Origin of the sequence: Mesorhizobium sp. WSM2561 (assembly GCF_000513915.1) — a bacterium.
In the GTDB taxonomy this organism is placed as follows: domain Bacteria; phylum Pseudomonadota; class Alphaproteobacteria; order Rhizobiales; family Rhizobiaceae; genus Mesorhizobium; species Mesorhizobium muleiense.
The window spans coordinates 1-23,268 of sequence record NZ_AZUX01000044.1 but is presented as its reverse complement, the minus strand read 5'-3'; the positions used below and the strand labels follow the sequence as shown (position 1 = coordinate 23,268).

At 62.7% G+C, this 23,268-nt stretch carries 27 protein-coding genes; 10 read left to right on the top strand and 17 right to left on the bottom strand.

Annotated elements, in window-relative coordinates; genetic code table 11:
* Positions 1-3 precede the first annotated feature (3 nt).
* The 4 genes from M727_RS0127400 to M727_RS0127385 form a co-directional block, all read right to left on the bottom strand.
* Positions 4-1,284 carry an O-acetylhomoserine aminocarboxypropyltransferase gene (locus M727_RS0127400; RefSeq protein WP_027155309.1) on the bottom strand — a complete coding sequence of 427 codons (1,281 nt, stop codon included), beginning with the start codon at positions 1,282-1,284 and terminating at the stop codon, positions 4-6.
* A 151-nt stretch (positions 1,285-1,435) separates the two neighbouring features.
* Positions 1,436-1,954 (bottom strand): CoA-binding protein, encoded by a 519-nt coding sequence (locus M727_RS0127395; RefSeq protein ID WP_027155308.1) that lies wholly within the window; start codon positions 1,952-1,954, stop codon positions 1,436-1,438.
* Positions 1,955-2,041: 87 nt separating this feature from the next.
* Positions 2,042-2,464, bottom strand: a complete 423-nt coding sequence (locus M727_RS0127390; RefSeq protein ID WP_027155307.1) for a VOC family protein — start codon at positions 2,462-2,464, stop codon at positions 2,042-2,044.
* 15 nt (positions 2,465-2,479) lie between these two features.
* Positions 2,480-3,301: an enoyl-CoA hydratase gene (locus M727_RS0127385; protein WP_027155306.1), complete on the bottom strand. Its 822-nt coding sequence runs from the start codon at positions 3,299-3,301 to the stop codon at positions 2,480-2,482.
* 149 nt (positions 3,302-3,450) lie between these two features.
* On the opposite strand from M727_RS0127385, the gene M727_RS0127380 reads away from it, so the two are divergent.
* The 4 genes from M727_RS0127380 (at position 3,451) to rpsI (ending at position 5,371) form a co-directional block, all read left to right on the top strand.
* On the top strand, positions 3,451-3,906 hold the full coding sequence (locus M727_RS0127380; RefSeq protein WP_027155305.1) for a PaaI family thioesterase: 456 nt from the start codon (positions 3,451-3,453) through the stop codon (positions 3,904-3,906).
* Positions 3,907-3,923: 17 nt separating this feature from the next.
* Positions 3,924-4,187, top strand: a complete 264-nt coding sequence (locus M727_RS37670) for a type II toxin-antitoxin system HicB family antitoxin (protein ID WP_084646910.1) — start codon at positions 3,924-3,926, stop codon at positions 4,185-4,187.
* 235 nt (positions 4,188-4,422) lie between these two features.
* Positions 4,423-4,887 (top strand): 50S ribosomal protein L13, encoded by a 465-nt coding sequence (gene rplM / locus M727_RS0127370; protein ID WP_023798353.1) that lies wholly within the window; start codon positions 4,423-4,425, stop codon positions 4,885-4,887.
* Position 4,888: 1 nt separating this feature from the next.
* Positions 4,889-5,371, top strand: coding sequence for a 30S ribosomal protein S9 (gene rpsI, locus M727_RS0127365; protein ID WP_027155304.1), 483 nt, complete (start codon positions 4,889-4,891; stop codon positions 5,369-5,371).
* A gap of 74 nt (positions 5,372-5,445) precedes the next feature.
* Here rpsI and M727_RS0127360 read toward each other — a convergent pair whose 3' ends face one another.
* The gene (locus M727_RS0127360; RefSeq protein ID WP_027155303.1) at positions 5,446-6,354 is read right to left on the bottom strand and encodes a LysR family transcriptional regulator; all 909 of its coding nucleotides are present in this window, start codon (positions 6,352-6,354) and stop codon (positions 5,446-5,448) included.
* Between the two features lie 94 nt (positions 6,355-6,448).
* Here M727_RS0127360 and M727_RS0127355 point away from each other — a divergent pair, with 94 nt between their 5' ends.
* On the top strand, positions 6,449-7,321 hold the full coding sequence (locus M727_RS0127355; RefSeq protein ID WP_027155302.1) for an aldo/keto reductase family oxidoreductase: 873 nt from the start codon (positions 6,449-6,451) through the stop codon (positions 7,319-7,321).
* A 310-nt stretch (positions 7,322-7,631) separates the two neighbouring features.
* On the opposite strand, the gene M727_RS0127350 is transcribed toward M727_RS0127355, so the two are convergent.
* Both M727_RS0127350 and M727_RS43855 read right to left on the bottom strand, forming a co-directional pair.
* Positions 7,632-8,690, bottom strand: a complete 1,059-nt coding sequence (locus M727_RS0127350) for a glycerophosphodiester phosphodiesterase family protein (protein WP_027155301.1) — start codon at positions 8,688-8,690, stop codon at positions 7,632-7,634.
* 92 nt (positions 8,691-8,782) lie between these two features.
* Positions 8,783-8,914, bottom strand: a complete 132-nt coding sequence (locus M727_RS43855) for a hypothetical protein (RefSeq protein WP_280944179.1) — start codon at positions 8,912-8,914, stop codon at positions 8,783-8,785.
* Between the two features lie 196 nt (positions 8,915-9,110).
* Between M727_RS43855 and speB the strand changes: the two genes are divergently transcribed.
* Genes speB through M727_RS0127330 form a run of 3 tightly spaced genes read left to right on the top strand, consistent with a single transcriptional unit; the run spans position 9,111 to position 11,922 of the window.
* Entirely contained in the window at positions 9,111-10,118 is a 1,008-nt protein-coding gene (gene speB / locus M727_RS0127340) for an agmatinase (RefSeq protein WP_027155300.1), read from the top strand.
* A gap of 31 nt (positions 10,119-10,149) precedes the next feature.
* Positions 10,150-11,082, top strand: a complete 933-nt coding sequence (gene argC, locus M727_RS0127335; RefSeq protein ID WP_027155299.1) for an N-acetyl-gamma-glutamyl-phosphate reductase — start codon at positions 10,150-10,152, stop codon at positions 11,080-11,082.
* Positions 11,083-11,922, top strand: coding sequence for an aminoglycoside phosphotransferase family protein (locus tag M727_RS0127330; RefSeq protein ID WP_027155298.1), 840 nt, complete (start codon positions 11,083-11,085; stop codon positions 11,920-11,922). It begins immediately after the preceding gene.
* On the opposite strand, the gene M727_RS0127325 is transcribed toward M727_RS0127330, so the two are convergent.
* The gene (locus tag M727_RS0127325; protein WP_027155297.1) at positions 11,912-13,003 is read right to left on the bottom strand and encodes a COX15/CtaA family protein; all 1,092 of its coding nucleotides are present in this window, start codon (positions 13,001-13,003) and stop codon (positions 11,912-11,914) included. The two genes, M727_RS0127330 and M727_RS0127325, sit on opposite strands and share 11 nt — an antisense overlap.
* Before the next feature lie 152 nt (positions 13,004-13,155).
* Here M727_RS0127325 and M727_RS0127320 point away from each other — a divergent pair, with 152 nt between their 5' ends.
* The gene (locus M727_RS0127320; protein ID WP_023798362.1) at positions 13,156-13,374 is read left to right on the top strand and encodes a DUF2842 domain-containing protein; all 219 of its coding nucleotides are present in this window, start codon (positions 13,156-13,158) and stop codon (positions 13,372-13,374) included.
* Positions 13,375-13,573: 199 nt separating this feature from the next.
* Here the strand turns inward: M727_RS0127320 and M727_RS0127315 are convergent, their stop codons facing one another.
* The 8 genes from M727_RS0127315 to M727_RS0127280 all read right to left on the bottom strand — a co-directional run bounded on the left by M727_RS0127315 (position 13,574) and on the right by M727_RS0127280 (position 21,436).
* Positions 13,574-14,722, bottom strand: coding sequence for a response regulator (locus M727_RS0127315; RefSeq protein ID WP_027155296.1), 1,149 nt, complete (start codon positions 14,720-14,722; stop codon positions 13,574-13,576).
* A 12-nt stretch (positions 14,723-14,734) separates the two neighbouring features.
* Positions 14,735-15,082, bottom strand: a complete 348-nt coding sequence (locus M727_RS0127310; RefSeq protein ID WP_245269020.1) for a response regulator — start codon at positions 15,080-15,082, stop codon at positions 14,735-14,737.
* Between the two features lie 14 nt (positions 15,083-15,096).
* Positions 15,097-17,184 carry an ATP-binding protein gene (locus M727_RS37665; protein WP_051505767.1) on the bottom strand — a complete coding sequence of 696 codons (2,088 nt, stop codon included), beginning with the start codon at positions 17,182-17,184 and terminating at the stop codon, positions 15,097-15,099.
* Positions 17,171-17,731 (bottom strand): SCO family protein, encoded by a 561-nt coding sequence (locus M727_RS37660; protein WP_051505766.1) that lies wholly within the window; start codon positions 17,729-17,731, stop codon positions 17,171-17,173. Before M727_RS37660 ends, M727_RS37665 begins: the two co-directional genes overlap by 14 nt.
* A 23-nt stretch (positions 17,732-17,754) precedes the next feature.
* On the bottom strand, positions 17,755-18,765 hold the full coding sequence (locus M727_RS0127295; protein ID WP_027155294.1) for an ABC transporter substrate-binding protein: 1,011 nt from the start codon (positions 18,763-18,765) through the stop codon (positions 17,755-17,757).
* Between the two features lie 44 nt (positions 18,766-18,809).
* Positions 18,810-19,772, bottom strand: coding sequence for an ABC transporter substrate-binding protein (locus M727_RS0127290; protein ID WP_245269019.1), 963 nt, complete (start codon positions 19,770-19,772; stop codon positions 18,810-18,812).
* 90 nt (positions 19,773-19,862) lie between these two features.
* On the bottom strand, positions 19,863-20,027 hold the full coding sequence (locus tag M727_RS41815; RefSeq protein ID WP_156941644.1) for a hypothetical protein: 165 nt from the start codon (positions 20,025-20,027) through the stop codon (positions 19,863-19,865).
* Positions 20,028-20,380: 353 nt separating this feature from the next.
* A complete protein-coding gene (locus M727_RS0127280) occupies positions 20,381-21,436 on the bottom strand; it encodes a polysaccharide deacetylase family protein (RefSeq protein WP_027155292.1) in 1,056 nt (351 codons plus the stop codon).
* 91 nt (positions 21,437-21,527) lie between these two features.
* Here M727_RS0127280 and M727_RS0127275 point away from each other — a divergent pair, with 91 nt between their 5' ends.
* On the top strand, positions 21,528-22,757 hold the full coding sequence (locus M727_RS0127275; RefSeq protein WP_027155291.1) for a GNAT family N-acetyltransferase: 1,230 nt from the start codon (positions 21,528-21,530) through the stop codon (positions 22,755-22,757).
* Positions 22,758-22,799: 42 nt separating this feature from the next.
* On the opposite strand, the gene M727_RS0127270 is transcribed toward M727_RS0127275, so the two are convergent.
* Positions 22,800-23,171 carry an endonuclease domain-containing protein gene (locus tag M727_RS0127270; protein ID WP_027155290.1) on the bottom strand — a complete coding sequence of 124 codons (372 nt, stop codon included), beginning with the start codon at positions 23,169-23,171 and terminating at the stop codon, positions 22,800-22,802.
* Positions 23,172-23,268 lie beyond the last annotated feature (97 nt).

Here is a 23,268-nt window from a genome sequence, read left to right as displayed (position 1 = left end):
GGGTCAGACCTTGGCGAGAGCCTGTTCCAGATCGGCGACGATGTCGTTGACATCCTCGATGCCGACCGAGAGCCTGACCGTATCCGGCCCAGCGCCCGCGGCGACCTTCTGCTCGTCGGACAGTTGCCGATGGGTGGTCGATGCCGGATGAATGACCAGCGACTTGGTGTCGCCGACATTGGCGAGGTGCGAGAACAGTTCGAGCGCCTCGACGAATGCGATGCCCGCCGCATAGCCGCCCTTCAGGCCGAAGGTGAACACCGCACCGGCGCCAAGCGGCGAATACTTCTTCTGCAGCGCGTTGTTGTTGTCGCTGGGCAGGCCGGGATAGGACACCCAGGCGATCTTTGGGTGGTTGGACAGCCACGCGGCGACGGTGACCGCATTGTCGCAATGGCGCTGCATCCTGAGCGGCAGGGTTTCCAGGCCGGTCAGGATCAGGAACGCATTGAAGGGCGAGATCGCCGGGCCCATGTCGCGCAGGCCGAGCACGCGCGCGGCAATGGCGAAAGCGAAATTGCCAAAGGTTTCGTGCAGGACGAGGCCGCCATATTCGGGGCGCGGCTCAGACAGCATCGGATATTTGCCGGATTTCGACCAGTCGAAGGTACCGCCGTCGACAATGGCGCCGCCGATCGAATTGCCGTGGCCGCCGATGAACTTGGTCAGCGAATGCACGACGATGTCGGCGCCATGCTCGATCGGCCGCACCAGATAGGGCGAGGCCAGCGTGTTGTCGACGATCAGCGGCAGGCCGTGTTTGCGGGCGATGTCGCCGATCTTCTCGATGTCGACGAAGACGCCGCCCGGATTGGCCAGGCTCTCGATGAAGATCGCCTTGGTCTTTTCGTCGATCTGGCTTTCGAAGGTCGAGATATCGTTGGTGTCGGCCCAGCGCACCTGCCAGCCGAAATTCTTGAAGGCGTGGCCGAACTGGTTGATCGAGCCGCCGTAAAGCTTTGTTGCGGCAACGAAATTATCGCCGGGCTGCATCAGGTTGTGGAAGACCAGCACCTGCGCTGCATGGCCGGACGCCACCGCCAGCCCCGCCGTGCCGCCTTCGAGTGCCGCGATACGCTCTTCCAGCACCGCCTGCGTCGGGTTCATGATCCGGGTATAGATGTTGCCGAAGGCTTTTAGCCCGAACAGCGAGGCGGCATGGTCGGCATCATCGAAGACAAAGGAGGTCGTCTGGTAGATCGGCGTGGCACGCGCGCCAGTCGCCGGATCGGGCTTGGCGCCGGCATGGACGGCGAGCGTGTTGAAACCGGGCGTGCGGGTCATGGATTACCTCCCCTGAATGCTGAATGCTAAGTGGTGAATGGTGATGGCAAGGTCGGCCAGCCTCATCCTGATTGCAAGCGGCTCATATGCCGCTGTGGCCGCCTTCCGGAAAAATCCTTCTATTCACCATTCACTATTCACCATTCACCACCTACTTCCGGCGGACGCCAAAACTCTGGAATCCCGGCCGCATCAGCGGCTTCTTCGACGACAGCACGCCTGAGTTGACGCCGGTCCAGCCGATTTCGCCCGACAGCTTGCCATATTCGATCTTGGGGCAGCGGTTCATCACCACCTTGATGCCGGCGGCCTCGGCGCGTGCGGCTGCCTCGTCATGGCGCACGCCAAGCTGCATCCAGATGACGTTCGGCAACGGATCGAGCCGCAAGACCTCGTCGACGACGCCCGGCACCGCCGCGGAGCCGCGAAACACGTCGACCATGTTGATCGGCTCGGGAACATCGGCGAGCCTGGCATAGGTCATCCGGCCAAGGATTTCCTTGCCGGCCTGGCCGGGGTTGATCGGGAACACCGAAAAGCCCTTGCCCAGCAGGTATTTCAGCACGAAGTAGCTCGGCCGCACATCGTTGGCGGACGCACCGACCATGGCGATGGTCTTCACCGAATTGAGGATGCCGGCGATATAGGCATTGTCGTAGGCGTGGTTCATGCCTCGTCCTCATACAGAGCTTCGGCGAGAAAACCATCCGGGTCGTTGCAGAAACTGCGCATCATGCGGAAATGACCGGTATCGTGGTCAGCCCGGCAGCGAGATGCTGCCGTCTTCCGCGATCGGAAAAGCCGGATTGTGCGCCACTTCCCAGACATGCCCTTCGGTGTCGGCAAAATAGCCATACCAGCCGCCCCAGAAGGCGCGGCCGGCCGGCTTGACGATGCGGCCGCCGGCCTTCTCGGCCATCGTCAGCACGTCATCGACCTCCGCGTCGGAGCGGGTGTTGTAGGCGAGGTAAATCGCCGACGGCGCCTTACCGAAAGTAATGCCTGAATCCGCTTCGGCGCTTTCGCGCGGGAAAAGGCCGAGAATGACGCCGCCCATCTGGAAGAAGGCGACGCCCTCGGTGATGCCGGCATGGCGGGTGAGGCCCATCGCCTCGTAGAAGCGCGTGGCGCGCTCGAGATCGTCGACGGCAATGGTGATGATGGAGATGCGAGGCTCCATGTCTATTCTCCGTCCCTATTCCTCCGTCCATTCCGGCTTGCGCTTGCCGATGAAGGCGCCGATGCCCTCTTCCGCGTCGCGCGCCAGCATGTTGTCGACCATGACGCGTCCGGTATAGGCATAGGCGTCGGCCAATCCCATTTCGGCTTGCGCGTAAAAGGCTTCTTTTCCGGTCTTGACGACCAAAGCCGATTTGGCGGCAATGGTTTGCGCGTATTTGGTGACAATCTGATTGAGATATTCACGCGGCACGACGCGGTTGATGAGGCCGAATTCCTTTGCCGTCGCCGCATCGATGGTCTCGCCGGTCAAAAGCATCTCCATCGCGTGCTTGCGCGAAACGTTGCGCGACAGCGCCACCATCGGCGTCGAGCAGAACAGCCCGATATTGACGCCCGGCGTGCAGAAGGTCGCCTCGTGCGAGGCGATCGCCAGATCGCAGCTCGCGACCAGTTGTGCCCCGGCCGCCGTCGCCAGGCCATCGACCTCGGCGATCACCGGCCTGGGATGGCGCACGATCGCCTGCATCAGTGCCCCGCAGGCGGAAAACGTCTCCTCGAAGAACGCCTTGCCGCGATCGGCATCGGTGCGGCGCGCGGTCATTTCCTTGAGGTCGTGTCCGGCGCAGAACATTTTTCCGGCGGCCGCCAGGATGATGACGCGGACGGATCTGTCTGATTTGGCGCGGTCGAGTTCCGCCGTCAGCGCCGCCATCACCGCCAGCGACAGCGCATTGGCCGGCGGATTGGCAAGCGTCAGGCGGAGCACGCCCTTGTCCAGCCTCGCGACGACAGGACCTTCGGCAACAGCCGGCTTGATGGCGACGATTTCAGCCATTTTTCAAACCTCTTCCCATGTCTCCACCCTCATCATTGGCCAGCGGCATCGGATTCGCGGGCATGGAACAAAAGAACTAGCACGCTGCCGATTGAAGAACAGGCTTAAGGCGTGTTTTCTCAGGCCACGGCACATCCAGGAAACCGCCTATGCCTGCCCAAAACAATTTTAAGCCGGTGCTGACCGCGGCGCAGGTCAATGCGCTGATGGAGACCGTCTACCCGCAGCTCAACGACCAGTTCACCTTCTACGAGGCGATCGAGGTGTTTGCGGGCGGCTGCACGGTGCGCCTGAATGCCGACGAGCGGCATTTGCGCCCCGGCGGAACCGTGTCGGGCCCGTCGCTGTTCACTCTGGCCGACATTGGCGGCTATGTCTGCGTGCTTTCGCATGCCGGGCCGGATGCGCTTTCGGTCACCACCAACCTCAACATCAATTTCGTCCGCAAGGCCGAGGCCGGACCGATCGACGGCCATTGCCGTATCCTGAAGCTGGGCAAGAGCCTGATGGTGTTCGAAATCGACATCGTCGCCGGACCGGATGGACACACGGTGGCGCACGCCACGGGAACCTATTCGATCCCGCCGAAGCGGTCGCTGTCTTGAGACGCTTGGAGACTGCAATGAAGAACTATTTCGCTTTGGTCGACAAAGATCCCGGCAGCGCATTCGGCATCCGCTTTCCGGACATTCCCGGCTGCTTTTCGGCTGCGGACGCTGCGGAAGACATCGTGCCGAATGCCGTGGAAGCCTTGCAGTTGTGGGCGGAAGATATGCCCATTCCGGAGCCGTCCAGCCACGAAGCGATTGTCGCGCTTCCGGACGTAAGCAACGCCCTCGCCGAAGGAGCCTTTCTGGTCTCGGTGCCGAGTAAATCTATGTGGTAAAATAATACCTCAAACCCAAACGTTTGTTTTTTCTACCCTTTCTGCGATACTCGTCTTTCAGTTCGCCTTGACGCGATAACCGCCCTCGCCTATAAGCCCTCACGGAACAGCGGCCCGCAAAGGCCGCCGTTTTGTTATTGGCGGCGGGCGAACGCTCGGCGTCAATCCAAGCAACAAGAAACGCCTTTCCTTGTCGTTCGTCGATGGGGAAGGTCCGAACCGAAAGCAACAATCCATGGCAACCTTTTCGCAGAAGCCTGCGGATGTGGTGAAGAAGTGGGTGCTGATCGACGCCGAGGGTCTCGTCGTCGGCCGTCTCGCCACTGTCATCGCCAACCATCTTCGCGGCAAACACAAGCCCACCTTCACCCCGCATGTCGACGACGGCGACAACGTCATCGTCATCAATGCCGACAAGGTGGTGTTCACCGGCAAGAAATTCACCGACAAGGTCTATTACTGGCACACCGGCCACCCCGGCGGCATCAAGGAGCGCACCGCGCGCCAGCTGCTCGAGGGCCGTTTCCCCGAGCGTGTCGTCGAGAAGGCCGTCGAACGCATGATCCCGCGTGGTCCGCTCGGCCGTCGCCAGATGAAGAATCTCCGCGTCTATGCAGGCACGGAACATCCGCATGTCGCCCAGCAGCCCGTCACGCTCGACGTGGCCAAGCTGAACGCCAAGAACAAGAAGGTTTCGTAAAATGGCTGAGCTTTCCTCGCTCGCAGAACTCGGAACTGCCACCGGCAACACCAACACGCAGCCGGCTGCACCCGTCCATGTCCAGAAGCTCGACAAGTCGGGCCGCGCCTATGCCACCGGCAAGCGCAAGAACGCCATCGCCCGTGTCTGGGTGAAGCCCGGCTCCGGCAAGATCGTCGTCAACGACAAGGTGTTCGCCGAATATTTCGCGCGCCCGGTCCTGCAGATGATCCTCAACCAGCCGATCATCGCTGCCAACCGCGCCGGCCAGTACGACATCGTCGCCACCGTCATCGGCGGCGGCCTTTCCGGCCAGGCCGGTGCCGTGCGCCACGGCATCTCCAAGGCGCTGACCTATTACGAGCCGGCGCTGCGCGGCGTGCTCAAGAAGGGCGGCTTCCTGACCCGCGACAGCCGCGTCGTCGAGCGCAAGAAGTACGGCAAGGCGAAGGCCCGCCGCTCGTTCCAGTTCTCGAAGCGCTAAGCGCCGCTTCAGCTGCAGACGGTCGAAAGGGCCGCCTCCGGGCGGCCTTTTCTTTTGGTGAACCTGGCCCAAATTTAGGAACGATCGGCCGGTACCTTGATGAATTCGATAAACGCCCGCAACGGCGCCGGCACGAGACGCCGTCCGGGATAATAGAGGAACGGCCCGGGGAAGCTCTGCCACCAAGGTTCGAGGACGGGTTCGAGCGCACCGCTCTCAAAGTAAGAGCGAAGCCAATCCTCGAACAGGCTGACAATGCCGGTACCGGCGATGGCTGCATCGACGGCGAGATCGGCCGCTCCGCCCAGGGTCACGAGAAGCGGCCCCGTCGGATCGACCCGCACCACCTCGCCGTCGCGCTCGAATTCCCATGGCGGCATCGCCCCGCTGGCGAAGCGGCCGCGCAGGCAGGCGTGGCCGAGCAGGTCGCGCGGGTGTTGCGGCCGGCCATGGCGATCAAGGTAGGCAGGGCTGGCGGCGGTGGCAAAGCACTGATGGCGCGGTCCGATCGGCACCGCGATCATGTCCTGTTCCAGCCGCTCGTCGTAACGGATGCCGGCATCGCAGCCTGCCGCCAGGACGTCGACAAAGCTCTCCTCGGCGATCACCTCCAGCCGGATGCCGGGATAGGCAGCGAGAAACCCCGGGACGATGCTGGGCAGCACCAGCCGCGCCGCGCTGACCGGCACGTTGAGGCGCAACGTACCTGCCGGCCTGTCGCGGAAGCCATTCACAACGTCGAGGGCCGATTCCACCTCGGTCAAGGCAGGGCCGAGCCGAGCCAGCAAGCTCGCGCCCGCTTCGGTCAGGACGACGCTGCGGGTCGTCCGGTTGAGCAGCCTGACACCGAGCTGCGTCTCGAGGCGGCGCACCGCCTCGCTCAAGCCCGACGCACTGCCGCCGCTGGCGCGGGCGCCATCGCGAAAACCCTTGGCCCGCGCTACGGCGACGAAGGCGTTGAGGTCTCCGAGGTCGATCTTCATTGTTCGACATTCCGTACAGCCCGTGCGGAATGTACCCAATTATCGTGAGATCGGACAGCGCCTATCTCAACCACATCCTGAACGGAGATAGACCATGTCCAGCATTGACCTTTCCGGCACGTTCACTCTCGGCGACCGCACCGTTAAGCGGCTCGGCTACGGCGCCATGCAGCTCGCAGGACCCGGCGTCTTTGGTCCGCCCAAGAACCATGGCGCGGCATTGACCGTGCTGCGCGAGGCTGTTGCGCACGGTGTCAATCATATAGACACCAGCGATTTCTATGGGCCGCACGTCACCAATCTGCTCATCCGCGAGGCGCTCGCGCCCTATCGCGACGACCTCGTCATTGTCACCAAGATCGGCGCCCGGCGCGGCGAAGACGGATCATGGCTGCCGGCCTTCTCGGCCGAAGAGCTGACCCGGGCGGTGCACGACAATCTGCGCAATCTCGGGCTCGACGTGCTCGACGTCGTCAATCTCAGGATCATGTTCGACGCGCATGGCCCCGCCGAAGGCTCGATCGAGGCGCCGTTCACTGTGCTGGCCGAGCTTCAGCGACAGGGCCTGGTGCGTCATATCGGGCTCAGCAATGTCACGCCGGCACAGATCGAAGAGGCGCGACGGATCGCCAGGATCGTCTGCGTGCAGAACCAATACAATCTGGCGCACAGGGGCGACGACGCCTTGATCGACCAACTCGCCCGCGACGGCATCGCCTATGTGCCGTTCTTTCCGCTCGGCGGCTTCAACCCGCTGCAGTCGTCTACCCTGTCCGGCGTCGCTCAGCGCCTGGGCGCCACACCGATGCAGGTCGCGCTCGCCTGGCTGCTCGGTCGCGCGCCCAATATCCTGCTCATCCCCGGCACGTCTTCCGTTGCGCATTTGCGGGAGAACCTCGCCGCAGCCGAACTCGATCTGCCGGAGGACGCCGTCAGGGAGCTGGACGGCATGGCGATGGCTGCATGAGGATTGGCGAAAGCGGCAACGAGCCAATCTCGCCCTGATCGACAGGGCTGGCGGGACAGCGCCTCCCTCTGACAGAGGGGGGCGCTGTCCTGGGCGCTGTCCCTCCGCGATCAAAGGTTCTGCACCGCAGCAGCGCTCCGAGGTAACGGCATGGATCCCAGGGTCTGCGCCGCGTCGCTTCGCTCCTTGCTTCGCCCTAGGATGACGAACTCGTGGTGGCTTATGCTAATCCCCAGCGTCAGCGATGGTGGCTGCAGGCAGGCCGGCAGCGCGACCGCCGGTCAAGAACCAAATCCACTGTGCAGAGGAACTAGTTGATGCTCGCCGTATTCGCCGGCTCCGCCGGGCGCGCCTCATCAGAATATGGCACGCGGTAGCCGTTTGCCGCCAGCCAGTCGATCGCCGCTTTCGGCTCGTCGGTCTGGATGATGGTGGCGCCGCGTTCGGCCCAGAAGCCGTAGGTCTCGCGCGGCAGGCTGGCGAACACCGCCAGTTCATCGCCACGACCGCCGGCAAGGAAGCCGCCCGGTTTGTTGACGATGGCGTAGGTATTGGCCCAGATGTGCCAGTCGCCCCTTATCGCCGCCGCGCGCATGCGCGGGCTGAACAGCGGACCGCCGGTCTCGGTCAGCGTCTCCGCGCGGTCCCGCCAGTTGATCATCTCGACCGCGCGCGGCGAAAAGGCGCCGCTGACCTTCTCGGCGAAACCGGCGTCGCGAACCGCGTCGTCGGCAATGATCGGCATGAATTGGAAACCGCTGCCGATCGCGCCCATGGCGGCCTTGACAGCGGTGATCCTGGCCGGGTTCCACAGGTTCTCCTTGACGATCACCTGTTCGGCCATGCCAAGGTCACGCGCCACCGCGATCATGCCGGCCAGGCTGTCGACGTCGAGCTTGTTGTCGATGTTGACGAGGATCCTGTCCCTGGTCGCCATCAGCATCTCGCGCAGCGTCGAAACCGGCTCGTCGGTGACGGCGCCGGTGCCCTCGATCACCAGCTTGCAGGTTTTGAGTTCGGCCAGCGTGCGCTTGACCACCTCGCCCTTGCAGTTCGTCGTGCGGTCGAGCCAGCTGTCATGCATGACGACGAACTCGCCGTCCTTCGAGCGCCTGACGTCGACCTCGACGATTTCGGCGCCAAGCGCGATCGATGCCTCGAGGGCGGCGATCGAGTTTTCGGCAAAGAGCGTCTTGCGGGCCTGCAGGCTGCCGGCGCGGTGTGCCGCCACCATGACATGGTCGCGCCATTGGTTGGCGTGTTCGAAACGGTCGAGAATCTGCCTGGCGCGTGTTTCGCCAGCCAATGCCGAGCCAGTGAACAGCACCGAGGCGGCGGCAAGCACAAGTTTCAGCCAGGTCGTTCGCATGAGAATCGCTCCTACCGGATGCAAACCCGGATAAGCGACGCGCGTGACAGCCCAGTGAACGAAGCCGGCTTCGCAAATGCCGGAAAGTGAGGTCAATGCCGGCTGAAGCGCCGGTTCTTCAATCTCGAACCGACGGCAATCGACTTGCCGAGATCGATGCCGCCGTCCTGGCGGTCGGTGGCCGGCCTGGCGCGCTGAAATCTGCTGCGTTCCCCGGCTGACAACCATCCCGCGTAAGGACGGCTGGCTACTTTCGGTTGTATTCATGCATATCTACGCAAATTCCGGGTTGGCCATGCGGGCTCACCTGGCAAGCAAGAAGTTGTGACCGAGTTCGAACGGCCATGGCCCTCGGAAGGGGTCGCATTTCCTGGAATTATATCCAATAAGGTTGCGCCTCGACGCACAGGAGATCGCTTCATGCCGAACACCAACATCGACCACGCCTTCACCGCCCGGGCAAGGACGGGTGCGTCCTTCGAGCCGACCTATGCCGGCGCGCTGTCGTTCATGCGACGCAAATACTCGAAGGACGTGAAGGGCGCGGACGCGGTGGTGTGGGGCATCCCCTTCGACGCCGCCGTCACCAACCGGCCGGGCGCGCGTTTCGGACCGCAGGCGATTCGCCGCGCCTCGACCATCCTCGACAACGACCCGCAATACCCGTTTTCGCGCGATCTGTTCGAACATCTCGCCGTGGTCGACTATGGCGATTGTCTGCTTGACAGCGGAAATCACCAGAAGACGCCGGGGACGATCGAGCGCGAGGCGGCAAAGATCCTGAAATCCGGCACCTTCCTGCTATCGCTCGGCGGCGACCATTTCGTCACCTGGCCGCTGCTCAAGGCGCATGCCGCCATCCACGGCCCGCTCGCCCTGGTGCAGTTCGACGCCCACCAGGACACCTGGCCGGACGACGGCAAGCGCATCGATCACGGCTCCTTCGTCGGCCGTGCGGTCAAGGAGGGGATTATCGATCCCGACCGTTCGATCCAGATCGGCATCCGCACCCATGCGCCTGACACCTTCGGCATCAAGATCCTGTACGGCCACGAAATCGAGGACATGCGCGCGTCCGATATCGCCTATGCCATCGTCGACCGCACCGGCGGCAAGAAGGCCTACGTCACCTTCGACATCGATTGCCTCGACCCGGCCTTCGCGCCCGGCACCGGCACACCTGTCGCCGGCGGGCCGTCCTCGGCAAAGATCCTGTCGGTGCTGCGCCAGATCAATCAGCTCGATATCGTCGGCGCCGATGTCGTGGAGGTTGCGCCGGCCTATGATCACGCCGATATAACGGCAATTGCCGGGTCGACGGTGGCCATGCACTATCTCGGGCTGCTGGCGGAACGAAAGGCCCGGCTCGAAGAGCTGAACAACGGCAATCACATTGTTGCCGGATTGAACCAGGCAAGTGGCATATAATTTCGAACTATCAGGGAGTTCAGGCAGGCAAATGAAACCGAAAATCTTCATCGACGGCGAGCACGGCACCACCGGTCTCCAGATCAGGGCGCTGCTTGCCGAGCGCGGCGACCTGGAGATCATCTCGATTCCGACCGAGCGCCGCAAGGAACCGGCAGCCAGAGCCGAGTTCCTCAACGCCGCCGATGTCGCGATCCTGTGCCTGCCGGACGCAGCCGCGAAAGAAAGCGTCTCGCTGATCAGCAACGACACGACAAGGGTTATCGACGCCTCGACGGCGCATCGCGTGGCAGAAGGTTGGGAGTATGGTTTTGCCGAAATGGACAAGGCTCAGGGTCGCAAGATCGCTTCGGCGAAGCGCGTCACCAATCCAGGCTGCTGGCCGCAAGGGCCGATCGCGACGCTGAGGCCGCTGGTGGCGGCCGGGCTGTTGCCGGCGGATTTTCCGGTCACCGTCAACGGCATTACTGGCTATTCGGGCGGCGGCCGGCCGATGATCGAGGACTATGTCGCCAAGGGCGAGGAAGCGTCGGAATTCCTGCCCTACGGGCTGACCCTGAAGCACAAGCATGTGCCGGAGCTCAGGACCTATGCGAAGCTGTCGCATGATCCGATCATGCAGCCGGCGGTCGGCAATTTCGCGCAAGGCATGATCACCGTGGTGCCGCTGCAACTCGGTGGCCTCGACTATGTGCCGACCGGCGCCGAGCTTCATGCGGCGATCGCCGACCATTTCGCCGCCATCGATGGCGGTGTGGTCGAGGTGGCGCCCTATGCGCATCTGGAGCGCGCGCCGGAGATCGATCCGGAAATCTACAATGGCACCAACCGGATGATGCTCCATGTCTTCGCCAACGACGACAGGGCCCAGGCGCTGCTGTTCGCCGTCTACGACAATCTCGGCAAGGGCGCCTCGGGTGCTGCCGTGCAGAACATGGATCTGATGCTCGGCCTCAAGCACTGAATGGACGCTCCGGCATTCCCAGGCCGCTGGAAGGTCAGCGCGCCAGAACTGATTGCCGAGACGTTCAGCAGCCGCATCTGGAAGGTTGTTCGCGAGGACGGTTCGCCGGCGATCGTCAAGGCTCTCAAGGCTTTCGACGACGTCGAAGACGAGTTGCGCGGCGAGCATTTCCTCGCCTGGCGGCGCGGCGAAGGCGCGGTACGGCTGCTCGGCCGCGACGGCCACTGCATGCTGCTCGAACATGCCGGTGAAACCTTGCTGTCACAGGTTCTCGCCGAGCAGGGCGACAATGCCGCTACAGCAATCGCGGCCGAAGTGATGGCAAGACTGTTCTCGCCATCCGACCACCCTGCCCCACCAGACCTTCAGCCGCTGCGGGTGCGGTTTTCCAGTCTGTTCAACAAGGCGAAGATCGATCGCGACGCTGGCGAGAAGAGCTTTTACGTCGAAGCGGCTGCGACCGCGGAACGGCTGTTGGCCAATCCTGTCGAGGTGCTGCCGCTGCATGGCGACCTGCATCACGACAACATCATGCTGGGAGCGCGCGGCTGGCTGGCGATCGACCCGAAGGGCGTTCTCGGCGATCCCGGCTTCGATGCGGCGAACATGTTCTACAATCCGCTCGACCGCGACGACCTTTGCCGTGATCCCCGGCGGATTGCCGACATGGCCGAGATTTTCGCCAGAACGCTCGGCCAGACGCCGCCAGCCATCCTGGATCATGCCATCGCCTATGGCTGCCTGTCGGCGTCATGGCATCATGAAGACGGCAATGCGATCGACGAAAGCCGCGAATTGTCCATTGCCACGGCGATCAAGACGGTGCGGCTCAGCCTCTGACGGCGATCTGGTTGGGCATGGGGTAAGCGCCCTTGGTGCCGCGCCAATGCGCTGCGGCAAAGCCCAGCAGGACAAGCGCGAAAGCCTGATGCGTCAGCGCCATGTGCAGCGGCACCTGCATCAGCAGCGTGCCGATGCCGATCAGGGCCTGCAGCAGCACCAGCAGAAACAGCAGCGTCGCGCGGCGCGCATGGGTGGCGCCGGGCTGGCGGCGGTGCGTCACGATCATGTGCCAAAGTGCTGCTACGAAAATCGCGTAGGCGCCGAGCCGGTGGATGAACTGGACCGTCTTCGGGCTCTCGAAGAAATTGCGCCATGCCGGCTCGAGGATCAACAGGTCGCCTGGGATGAGCTTGCCGTCCATCAGCGGCCAGGTGTTGTAGCTCAGGCCGGCATCGAGCCCGGCGACCAGCCCGCCGAGATAGATCTGGATCAGCGCCAGCAGCACCAGAAAGCCGGCCAGACGCTGGGTCGAGCGGTCGGCCGCGGGCTCGGAGTGCGGGGCCAACCCCCGCGCGACCACCATGGTCGCGGTGAAGATCAGCGCCGCAAGCGTCAGATGCGTCGCCAGCCGGTACTGGCTGACGGAGACCCGGTCGACCAGCCCGGACGCCACCATCCACCATCCGATCGCGCCCTGCAGGCCGCCGAGAAGAAGAATGCCCAATAATTTCGGACCAAGACCGCGTTCGATGCGGCGCGTCGCCCAGAAAAACACCAGCGGCACGGCGAAAACCACGCCGACACCGCGCGCCAGGATCCTATGCAACCATTCCCACCAGAAGATCGACTTGAACGCTTCGATGCTCATGCCCTTGTTGAGCTCGGCATATTGCGGGATCTGCTGGTAGCGCTGGAATTCCTCCTGCCATTCGGCGTCGTTGAGCGGCGGGATGACGCCGTGGATCGGCTTCCATTCGGTGATCGAAAGGCCGGATTCGGTGAGCCTGGTGGCGCCGCCGACCAGCACCAGCACAAACAGCACCAGGAGCACGACGTAGAGCCAGCCGCGCACCAGCGCCCGGTTACGCAGGTCGCGGTCGCGGGCCACGAAAGGCGCGGCAGCTGATATGGCAGCCATGGTCTTGTCCCGGCAGGTTGCAGTCGCGGATTGGTGAACCATCGCAATCCAACTGGCAAGACCGGACAGCGCGGCACGCCGTCGCGCCGCTTCTTGGCTGTTGCGTGCCATTTCCGTTGGGCCTAAGCGATAGGGATCAACCGGATCGCGAAATGCCCATTCGCCTGAAAAAGCTGATCGGAACAATCCTGCTGGTGGCGCTGGTCATCGTCTATGCGCTGGTCGCATCGATCGTGGCGGTTGCCCAACTGGCGGAATCGGGACCGTGGGCGCATTTCCTGTTCTTCCTGCTCAGCGGCATGCTCTGGGTGCTGCCGGCCATGGGCATCATCAAATGGCTGATCCTGGAGCCGCCGCGGCCGAAGAACTGAGGCTCCCCGCCCTAGATGGTGAAAGCCTGACGCCCGAGGCAGCTCAGGATGGTTTTCTGCCTGCCGCGTCGCCGATCGCAACGCACAGGCAGCGCCAAGAGTTGCCGTTCGCTTGCTGCCGACGGAACGACTGCTTTCCACCGTTGCGGTCACTTCATGCCGTCGTTCGGTCCGCCCGCGAGTCGGGCTGCGTTCGTCCCTAACTTGACCGGCCAAGCCACCGGACAACTTCGTAAGCCAGCATAGGGCGGCGAAACCCCTTCAGCGTCAGTTCGCCAACTGGAACGGATTCGACCAATGATTCGACGGCACCAAGAACCCGTTGGCTGACGAGAATCTGGCGAGACCTGGCCTCCTCGCACAATCGGGCCGCGTGGTTCGACACAGTGCCGATCACCGCATAGTCCGCGCGCTGATCGAAACCGATCCGCCCGATGGTGGCGTGGCCCCGGGCGATGCCGATTCCGAAGCCTAGCAAGTAGTCCCGTTTGCGCCATCGCTCCGAATGCTCGTCAATTGCGTCACGCATCGCCGCGGCCATTGAGACAGCCCTCTCGGTGTGATCGGCACAGGGTAGCGGATCATTGAAAACCACAACGATGCCGTCGCCCACGAACCGCTCCAAAGTCCCGTCGTGACGGACGATTTGTTCGCCAAGACAGGAATGGTACTCGCCAAGCACCGTCATTACCTCCTCGGGCTCGGCAGTCTCGGCGAAGGCTGTAAAGCCGCGCAGATCGCAGAAAACGACGGTCACCTCGCGACGGTGGCTTTGAAGAAGCGCGTCGCCATTCCCCGCTGCAACAATAAGGTCGGCGACCTGCGCGGGCAGAAACCGTCGGAGCCGGCCCATCCGCTCGATCTCCGCAACCTGCTCCGCCACTGTTTGCTCCAGGGAGCGATTCCATGCAGCCAATTGCGCTGCCTGGTCTTCGAGGAGTCGCGACTGGCTCTCTACGGTATCGTAAAGCGCCTTCTGGCGCAGCATCGACCGCACCCGCGCCACCAGGGCCCTGTGGTCGAACGGCTTGGTTAGATAGTCGTCGCCACCGGCATCCAATCCCTCGACTACATCCCGCGTATCGGCCTTTGCGGTGACCAGGATAACCGGGATCGAGCGCAGCGAAACGTCTGCCTTGAGCATCCGCACGACGCTTATCCCGTCGAGCTTCGGCATCATGACGTCGAGGAGGATGAGGTCCGGCCTGAGGCTGCGCACCTTCGCAAGCCCCTCTTCACCGTCCGCAGCTGTCACCACTTCGTAGCCGTTCGCCTCGAGGCGCATACGCAGGATTTCGAGATTTTCCGGGGTGTCGTCGACGGCGAGAATGCGAGGCGGATCGTGCAATGCCCTGTCTCCTTAGGAAAGCAGCTCGCGTATCTTGGCAAGCAGCTGGCGCGGACTGAATGGCTTGGCAATGTAGCCATCACACCCTGCCGCGAGGGCTTTCGCCTCATCGCCCGACAATGCGTAGGAGGTGACGGCGATTATCGGAATGTGCCGTAGCGCCGGGTCAGCTTTTATGCGGCGAGCAGCTTCGTACCCGTCGATCACCGGAAGCTGAATATCCATGAGGATCAAGTCGGGTTTCTGCGCTGCCGCGGCAGCGACACCGGCTGCACCGTCCGCGGCCTCGATCAGCTCGTATTCGGTGGTGGCGATGAGATCGCGTATGATCTGCCGGTTGTCCTCGGTGTCTTCCACCATCAGGAGTCGCTTGCTCATGCTGCCTTCACATCCTCTCCCACTCGGACCGGTATTTTGATGCGGAATGTCGCGCCTGTACCCGGCACGGACTCGACGCCTATGGTTCCACCATGCATTTCCACGATACGCTTCGAGATCGCCAGGCCGAGACCCGTGCCACCCTTCTGCCTGGTGCTGCTGCTATCGACCTGCTGGAATTCATCGAAGATGAGCCCCTGGTCTGTGGGTGCAATGCCGGGGCCGGTGTCGCGCACTGTGATCTCGAAGTGCCCGTCGACCGCGTCGGCGAGAATGTCGATCGCTCCCGTCTCGGTGAACTTGACGGCATTGCCGGCAAGATTGAGCAGGACCTGGGTCAGGCGTCGTTCGTCCCCGCGGCCCAGCGGAAGATTTTCGCCGACGGTCGCAGCGAGCGAAAGCCCTTTTGAACGCGCCAGCGGCTCCACAGCTGTAATGGTCGATCGAACAATTTGCCCAACGGAATAATCCTCCAGCGCCAGCGTGAGCTGGCCCGCTTCGATCTTTGAGAGATCGAGCACATCGTTGATGAGCCCCAGGAGATGACGGCCGTTTGCCTGCACGCGCGCAACCGTCGTTTTTGCCCTGTCCGGGAGTTCGCCGTAGATGCCGTCGACCAGCAATTCGGTGAAACCCAGAACTGAATTGAGCGGCGTCCTGAGTTCGTGGCTCATATTCGCGAGGAATTGAGACTTATGGCGGCTGGCTGCCTCAAGCTCCCGGCCTTTTTCCTCTATCTCGCGGAACAGCTTGGCATTCTGGATTGCGAGCACCGATTGCGCTGCGAACGTCTCCAGCAGATGAACGATTTGCTGGTCGAACTCACCTGACTTGCGGCGCCTGACGACGAGCGCGCCGACGAGCTTGTTCGGCCTGAGCAGCGGAACCACCAGGACGCTGCGATATCCGGCGTCGAGGACGATCTTCTGAGCGGGAGAGGGCGTGCCTTCGCTGAGATCGGGTACCTGGACAGGTGCACGGCGCCGTGCGGCGTCGCCAATCCCCGGATCGTTCAGCCCGATGGCCTGGTCGGAAATTGCGGCAATGAGCTCGTCGCTCATCCCATAAGTCGCGCGCGGGCGGAATTGTTGCCTGGTGCTGCTGAACACATAGATAGTGCCCGCATCCGTGTCCGAGAGTTGAACCGCCTTCGCCACGATCGTCTGCAGCACCGTGTCGAGATCGAGCGTCGAATTGACCGCCTTGCTGACTTCCCCGAGTGCCTCCAGTTCGTCGACCGATCGCGCAAGCTCTGCCGTGCGCGCCTGCACCTCCTGGTAAAGCCGCCCCAGCTGCTCGGAGGTCTGGTTGACATTGCCGGCAAGCACTCCAAGCTCGTCTCGATTGGCGACGGCAACCTGTTGAGCAAAATCGCCGGCCGCGATCTGGCGCAATCGCGTCTCGATCTTCTTGACCGGCTCGATCAATGACCAGGAAATGATGTAGCCAAGCCCCAGCGCCAGCAGAATACTGCCCACCGCAAAAGAGACCACGATCAGTCGGGAAGTTCCGTACGCCCCCTCAGTCGTTTCGATTGCCGCCACCATGTCGGCTTCGGCCGTGTTGACCAGTTGGTTGGTCAGCCGCTCGAGGCGGTCGGCTGAGGGCATGATCTCAGCCTGCTGAACCGTACGCGCCTCCTCCGTACGGCCGGCACGGAAGAGCTCCACTACATGCGTCACGTCGGCCGTAAATTGGTCGTACTCTTGCCGGACCTGGCCGAGCACTTGCACCTCACTTTCGGCGACGAACTCCATGCGGTCGAGGTCGTAGCCAAACTGGTTGAGCTGGCGCAGCGCTGCATCCAGCATCCGGTCGTCCTGAAGCAAAAGTGCAGTCGAGATGCTGTAGAGTTGGTTCGTCGTATCGTGCTGAACCTGGCGGTAGGCTGCGATCCGGCGCTGCAGCTTGATCAACTCGTTCGTTTGATCGTTGACCCCGCTCAACACCTGCAACCCGACGGCCCCGAGCACGATCAGCAGGCCGACTATCGACAGAAACGCGATCAGCAGCTTGGTCTGGACGCGGGCCGGCAGCCGCGCAACCCAGCCCACCAGCCGGTTTGTGATATTATTTGGATTCATCCAAGAGGCTGAGAAGGTCACCCCGGAACTCCTCCAAGTCGAACCGGACGCCGAGATATTGTACGCGCAAGGTGCCAATCGGGTCTATGAGCGACGTCAGGAATGTGTGATCGACGTTTCCCTCCGCCACCTTCCTCGCGAACATGCCGTACTTGCGTCCGACCTCTCGGATGATCGTCGGATCGCCGGTAAGAAACGCCCAACCGTCCAGATCAGCGCCGAAGTCCTGTGCATACTGCTTCAGCACTTCGGGCGTATCGTGCTCCGGATCGACCGTGATCGAAACGAAGGCAACCCTGGGCCCGAACGCAGAACCTAGCTTGTCCTGCACGTTCGCCATGTTGGCGGTGAGCATCGGGCAGATGTCAGTGCAGGAAGCATAGATGAAGGTGACCGCGACCACCTTGCCGCGAAAGTCGCGAAGCGACACGCGCGCGCCGTCCTGCGATATCAGGTTAAAATCCGGCGCCGGCCCGATCACCGGCAGGCGCTGATCCTGCGGCGCGTCGTGCGCCTGCACTGGCCAGGAAAATAGCGCCGCCAGCAACAGAATACGTGCCCGCCCCCCGCTCACGTCTTCAACTCGCGCTTCAGCTCGTCGACGAACCGCCAGTCAGTTCCCTCGGCGATGATCGCCTGCGGAATTGACTTGATCATACCTGTCTCATGCATCCGCAGCGCGTAGAACCGCAAAGAGGCTTCGGCATCATAATCCCGCCACCGGTCGTACCGGATGTCGTTCAGCGTTTGCAGTGCGTATTCATAGCTAGGGACGAAACCTCGATCGACCATCTGCCGCGCGACCAATGGTGGGTCCGACGCGCAGAGGTCGGCGCTCTTGAATATGGCCCGCAGGATATGCTTGGTCGCCACTGGGTATTTGTTCACATAGTCCGCAGTGGCGGAGATCATGCAGCAGAAATGCTGCGACCACGGCGGGTCGGTGGTCGAGTTGAGGATCGTATGGCCGATTTTCCGGGCGCGCAGCTCCTGTGTACGGGGCGGCTGGCCGAGGAATGCATCGAACTTTCCTTCGACAAAGCCTTCCGCGAAATTGTGTTCTTCGATGACCCATTCGATGTCGTTGACGGGATCGAGCCCGACATAGGCGGCCATCAGAGAAACCAACACGTATTGCGGCGAATCGAGGTTAAACACGCCAACTCGCTTTCCCCGCAGATCCGAGATGCCTTCGACGCTGTCGTTGGCGATCAGCTCGAGGCACCCGGAGTGTAGCCCGCCAAGCACGCTGATGGGCACGCCGGCATCGATCGACGCCACATGAATCGGCACGTAGTTCAAACTGAAATCCATCTCGTCATTTGCAATCCACACTGAATGATCGACGCTGGTGTCGCCTTGCACATAGCGGACATCGGTGAAGCCCTCGGCGCGCAGCATCTCTCCGGCGATGTACAAGCCCGCCCAGCAATAGGCGCCGCCGATGTACCGCGGCAGACGGACGGAGGTCGTTTCCAGTGGCGCCTCAGCCCAGGCCTGTGTCGCCGTGCCGGTGAGGCCCGCGGCGCCGGCTGCCGTGAGGCCGGCCAGGAAGCGGCGGCGGTTCTGGATGATCTGCATGGTGCTCTCCTTCCCTGGAAAGGCACTGAGTGCCCGCCCCCCGCTCACGTCTTCAGCTCACGTTTCACCTCGTTGAGGAAGCGCCAGTCCGTTCCGTTGGCGATAATCTGGTGGGGGCTCGTCTTGATCATGCCGGCCTCATGCAGGCGCAAGGCGTAAAACCGTACGGTGTCCTCGGGCTCGTATTCGCGCCACTTGCCATAAGGCACTTCATTCATCGTCTGCAGGGCATAGTCATAGTTGGCGGTGAACCCGTTATCGACGATCTGTTGCGCGACGCGCTGCGGCTCTGCCACGCATAGGTCTGCCGCCTTGAGAATGGCGCGCAAGACGCGCTTGGTGGCGACAGGGTTGTTCCGAACGAACTCCGCATTGCCCGCTAGCATGCAGCAGAAGTACTGCGACCAGGGACGATCGACCGCACTATTTACGACCACATGGCCGATGCTGCGGGCGCGCAGTTCCTGAGGCTCCGGCGGAAAGCCGAGGAACGCATCGACTTTTCCTTTGACGAAAAGCTCCATGGGCCTGACGGATGGACTGGTGATCCAGCGGATGTCCTTTTGTGGGTCAAGCCCGACATAGGCGGCCATGCTGGTCACGAATATGTAAGGCGTTGAACCAAGGCCCTGTACGCCGACGGTCTTGCCCTTCAGGTCCGTGATGCCGCGAATGCTTTCGTTTCCGAACAGTTCGAAGCAGCCGGGGTGCACGCCCGCCAGCATCGTGATCGGGTCACCGGCATCGATCGCAAGAACGAGCGGCGCAGCGAAATTCAGACTGAAATCCACCTCGCCGCGCGCCATCTTCTCCGACTGACCGTAGCCTGGTTCCGCGGCCACATAGCGGACGTCGGTGAATCCCTCCAAGTGCAGCAGCTCCTCTGCAACGTATTGGGGTGCAAGGCAAATGCCCCTGTTCTTTACCAGCCGGATGGTGGTTGTTTCTAACGGTGCCTCGGCCGCGGACGATTCCGGTGTGGCGACCAGTCCGGCGGCGGCTGCCAACGTGGCGCTTGCCAGGAAGCGGCGTCGGCTTAGCATGATCTGCATGGTGCTCTCCTCCTTGGAAAAAGCACTGAGTGCGCTGCGGCTCGCTTAGATCTGCAGCTCGCGGTTCAAATCGTCGAGAGGAGTCGCGAGTTCAGGCCTCCCCAATAACGTGCGGCGATTTTGAACGATCTGCATCGAACGCTCGCTCTCCGAACCGCAAATAATGATCGCGGTCGGAATCTGGTAAAAGATCCCGGCAAAGGCGGACATTCTCAGAAGCGCGCCGAACAATTGCTATTTGGAGCGCGCCCTGTCTCAAGGCGGGAGTCTTACGCTCTCAGTCGCTGGCTCGTCGTTAAGCCCCGACCAGCGATCGGTAATCATACGCCCTATCTGCGCTCGTGGCGAGGGCAAAGCTTTCAGCCAGCCCCACCTTAGGCGGAAATCCTCGCAGTTTCCAAAAGCGGACGACCTAATTGATTTGGTGACCGCCAAATGTGGGATACCTGTTCGAGACGTTCGATCTCGCCTCATTGGGCGACTTGATTGGGTCACGACGTTCCCTTGACCTCCCATCAGGGATGGCCCGCAAGGGGTTTGCCGTCCACCAGAGTGTCAGACCACTAGATGGTGACGACCATCTTTCCGGCATTGGCCAGCGGCGTCGTTACGCCCGACAGCATCGTGCGGATATGGGCAACGCTCTGATAGCGACCGTTGACCGAAATGCGCGGCAGCGCATGCAGGAAGCCGGCATGTTCGGCGCGCAGCACGCCGTGGCGTGTCGTCACCGCCGAGACATAGCCGGCGTCGCGGGCAAAGCCGACTTCGCGGTCGCCAACGGCGCTGGCATAGCCATAGGGATAGGCGAAATGGCGCGGCGCCTCGCCAAGCTCGGCCTGCAATATGCCCCTGACGCCGTCGACCTCGTGCCGCGCATCGGCTTCGGAAAGCCGCTTCAGATTGCGATGATTGACGGTGTGCGCGCCGATCGTCACCAGCGGATGCCCTGCCATGGCGCGGAGCTCGTCCCAGTTCATCAACATGCCCTGGCGCGCGCCTAACTCGATATCGTTCGACCGCGCCAATTGGCGCAGCACCGCGCGCTGGTCCTCTTCGCGGACCTTCAGCGTCAGATAATCGTGCAGGCGCGCAAAGGCCTGGATTTTCTTGCCCGGGGTCGAGCAGTCGATCGTCACCGGACCGTTCGGTGTCGTCAAAACCAGCCGGTTGCGCGCGCTGACGATGTCCTCGACCACCTCCCACCATAGATCGGCGGCGCCGTTTATCAGCCCCGGCGCGACATAGATGGTGATCGGCGCGCCGTGCTTTTCCAGCACCGGCAGCGCCTCGGTCATGTTGTCGCGGTAGGCGTCGTCGGCGGTGATCGCCGCGAACTGGCCACCCTTGCCGCCGGCCTTGATGCGCTCGATCGCCTCGTCCAGGGTGACGAATGCATAGCCGTGCGCCTTCATGTCGGCGATGACAGCGTCGAGGAACTCAGGCGCGATATTGAGATGCCGGTTGACGCTATCAGGCTTTTCCGGCGTGGCGGTTACCCGATGCAGCATCAGGATGGCGCCGATGCCGCCGACGAACGGCTTGGCCAGCGGGGCAAGACCGGTATAGCGCACGACGTTGAGCGCCAGCTTGCGGATTGCCTCGCCCCCGTCGATCATTCATTCACCTTTTGCGCCTAGGCTCATCCAAGCACGGAATGCGCCTATGCGCGCCCCCAATCGCGGTGAATACGCCCTAAAGGATTGAGGTATGGTTGACGCCACCGCGTCATTTGACGGCAATCGGCTCGAGGCCATGCAGGCGGCGCCGCGCGCGGTGCCTGCGGATCATGCCGGCCTGTCGGTGTCGGTCGCCGACGGTGCGGCACTTGCGGCCTATGCCGAGTTCTGCGGTTCGGCGCTGTTCGCGCCGGCGCAGAGCCCGGCCTGGATCCTGAACTGGGCCAGACATGCCGAAGCGGACACCGTCTTGGCGATGCTGAGCGCTGACGGCCGGCCGGTTTTTTGGTTGGCGCTGGAAGTCACCAGCCGCGGTCCGTTACGCGTCGCCCGTTTCATGGGCGGCCGCCATGCCAACGGCAATTTCGCCGCCGCCGACCCGTCCTGGCTGACCAGGGCGGAGGGCGCGGCGATCCGCTCGATGCTGGCGGCGATCGCCAGGGCGCGGCCGGACATCGACCTCGTCTCGCTGGAACGGCTGCTGCCCGATCTCGACCGCGTTGCCAATCCGCTCCTGTCCCTCCCGCATTTTCCCAGCCCCAACCTGTCGCTGGCCGTCGACCTGGCGGGAGGTTTTGATGCACTGCTCTCCCGCGCCAGCGGCAAGCGCAGGCGCAAGAGGCATCGCTCGCAGGCGCGCAAGTTTGGGGCCGTCGGCAGCCACCGCCGCATCGAGGCCCGGACGGCGGACGAGGTGAACAGGCTGCTCGATGCGTTTTTCGAGATGAAGGAGTTCCGCTTCCGCAAGATGGGCATCGCCAACGTCTTCGGCGAGCCGAAGGTTCGCGCTTTCTTCCGCGCCTTGTTCGTCGAAGCGCTTTCCGACGACAAGCCGTCCTTCGTGCTGCATGGTCTCGAAGTCGCCGGCAAGCTTCGCGCCGTCACCGGATCGAGCCGCTCGGGAAAACGCCTGATCTGCGAGTTCGGAGCGATTGCCGACGACGACCTTGCCCATGCCAGCCCCGGCGACTTCCTGTTCTTCGACAACATCGAGGAAGCCTGCGAGAAGGGGTTCGATGTCTATGATTTCTCGGTCGGCGACGAACCCTACAAGCGGCTGTGGTGCGATATCGAAACCCGGCATTTCGAGGTCCTGATTCCGCTGACGGCAAAAGGCCGCGCGCTGGTGTTTGTCCTGCGGCAGGGCGCGCGCCTGAAAGCCTTCGTCAAGAACAGCCCGACAATCTGGAAGCTGACCAAGATGCTGCGCCGCAAGGCGGCCGGACAGGCTGTGCCAGCAGCGGGCGAAGACGACAGCTGAACGCTGCCGAGATTCCGCGACGTAAGTGATTTGGCTCCCCTATTACCGCCACGGCTGCAAACTCTGGTCGCCGACATAAGCGATGATGGTGTCGCAGACGGCGTTCAAATCGCGCAGCACGTCGTCGTTCCAGAAGCGCAGCACACGAAAGCCCCTCGCCTTCAATTCGGCGTCTCGCTCCCGATCATAGTTTGAATCCGCATACTGGCTGCCGTCGATCTCGACGATCAGCCTGGCCTCGGCGCAAACGAAATCGGCAATGAATCTGCCGATAGGAACCTGACGCCGGAATTTGATGCGGTCGAGCCTGCGTCCGCGCAGTTCGTGCCACAGGCGGTCCTCCGCCTCCGTTGACTCGCGGCGCATCGAGCGGGCGAAACGACGTTTGGTCGGAGCGACGGGCTGATGCGGCATCGGTCGAGATTACCCGGCCTTGGCGCTCCGTCCAGCACCATCGTCACGCAAATCGCTGACGTTCGCGATTGGCTCCCCCTTCTCCCCCTTGTGGGAG

Coding starts and splice junctions, on each gene's coding strand:
- M727_RS0127400 (WP_027155309.1), bottom strand. CDS start 1,284: ATGACCCGCACGCCCGGTTTCAACACGCTCGCCGTCCATGCCGGCGCC.
- M727_RS0127395 (WP_027155308.1), bottom strand. CDS start 1,954: ATGAACCACGCCTACGACAATGCCTATATCGCCGGCATCCTCAATTCG.
- M727_RS0127390 (WP_027155307.1), bottom strand. CDS start 2,464: ATGGAGCCTCGCATCTCCATCATCACCATTGCCGTCGACGATCTCGAG.
- M727_RS0127385 (WP_027155306.1), bottom strand. CDS start 3,301: ATGGCTGAAATCGTCGCCATCAAGCCGGCTGTTGCCGAAGGTCCTGTC.
- M727_RS0127380 (WP_027155305.1), top strand. CDS start 3,451: ATGCCTGCCCAAAACAATTTTAAGCCGGTGCTGACCGCGGCGCAGGTC.
- M727_RS37670 (WP_084646910.1), top strand. CDS start 3,924: ATGAAGAACTATTTCGCTTTGGTCGACAAAGATCCCGGCAGCGCATTC.
- rplM (WP_023798353.1), top strand. CDS start 4,423: ATGGCAACCTTTTCGCAGAAGCCTGCGGATGTGGTGAAGAAGTGGGTG.
- rpsI (WP_027155304.1), top strand. CDS start 4,889: ATGGCTGAGCTTTCCTCGCTCGCAGAACTCGGAACTGCCACCGGCAAC.
- M727_RS0127360 (WP_027155303.1), bottom strand. CDS start 6,354: ATGAAGATCGACCTCGGAGACCTCAACGCCTTCGTCGCCGTAGCGCGG.
- M727_RS0127355 (WP_027155302.1), top strand. CDS start 6,449: ATGTCCAGCATTGACCTTTCCGGCACGTTCACTCTCGGCGACCGCACC.
- M727_RS0127350 (WP_027155301.1), bottom strand. CDS start 8,690: ATGCGAACGACCTGGCTGAAACTTGTGCTTGCCGCCGCCTCGGTGCTG.
- speB (WP_027155300.1), top strand. CDS start 9,111: ATGCCGAACACCAACATCGACCACGCCTTCACCGCCCGGGCAAGGACG.
- argC (WP_027155299.1), top strand. CDS start 10,150: ATGAAACCGAAAATCTTCATCGACGGCGAGCACGGCACCACCGGTCTC.
- M727_RS0127330 (WP_027155298.1), top strand. CDS start 11,083: ATGGACGCTCCGGCATTCCCAGGCCGCTGGAAGGTCAGCGCGCCAGAA.
- M727_RS0127325 (WP_027155297.1), bottom strand. CDS start 13,003: ATGGCTGCCATATCAGCTGCCGCGCCTTTCGTGGCCCGCGACCGCGAC.
- M727_RS0127320 (WP_023798362.1), top strand. CDS start 13,156: ATGCCCATTCGCCTGAAAAAGCTGATCGGAACAATCCTGCTGGTGGCG.
- M727_RS0127310 (WP_245269020.1), bottom strand. CDS start 15,082: ATGGTGGAAGACACCGAGGACAACCGGCAGATCATACGCGATCTCATC.
- M727_RS37665 (WP_051505767.1), bottom strand. CDS start 17,184: ATGAATCCAAATAATATCACAAACCGGCTGGTGGGCTGGGTTGCGCGG.
- M727_RS0127295 (WP_027155294.1), bottom strand. CDS start 18,765: ATGCAGATCATCCAGAACCGCCGCCGCTTCCTGGCCGGCCTCACGGCA.
- M727_RS41815 (WP_156941644.1), bottom strand. CDS start 20,027: ATGTCCGCCTTTGCCGGGATCTTTTACCAGATTCCGACCGCGATCATT.
- M727_RS0127280 (WP_027155292.1), bottom strand. CDS start 21,436: ATGATCGACGGGGGCGAGGCAATCCGCAAGCTGGCGCTCAACGTCGTG.
- M727_RS0127275 (WP_027155291.1), top strand. CDS start 21,528: ATGGTTGACGCCACCGCGTCATTTGACGGCAATCGGCTCGAGGCCATG.
- M727_RS0127270 (WP_027155290.1), bottom strand. CDS start 23,171: ATGCCGCATCAGCCCGTCGCTCCGACCAAACGTCGTTTCGCCCGCTCG.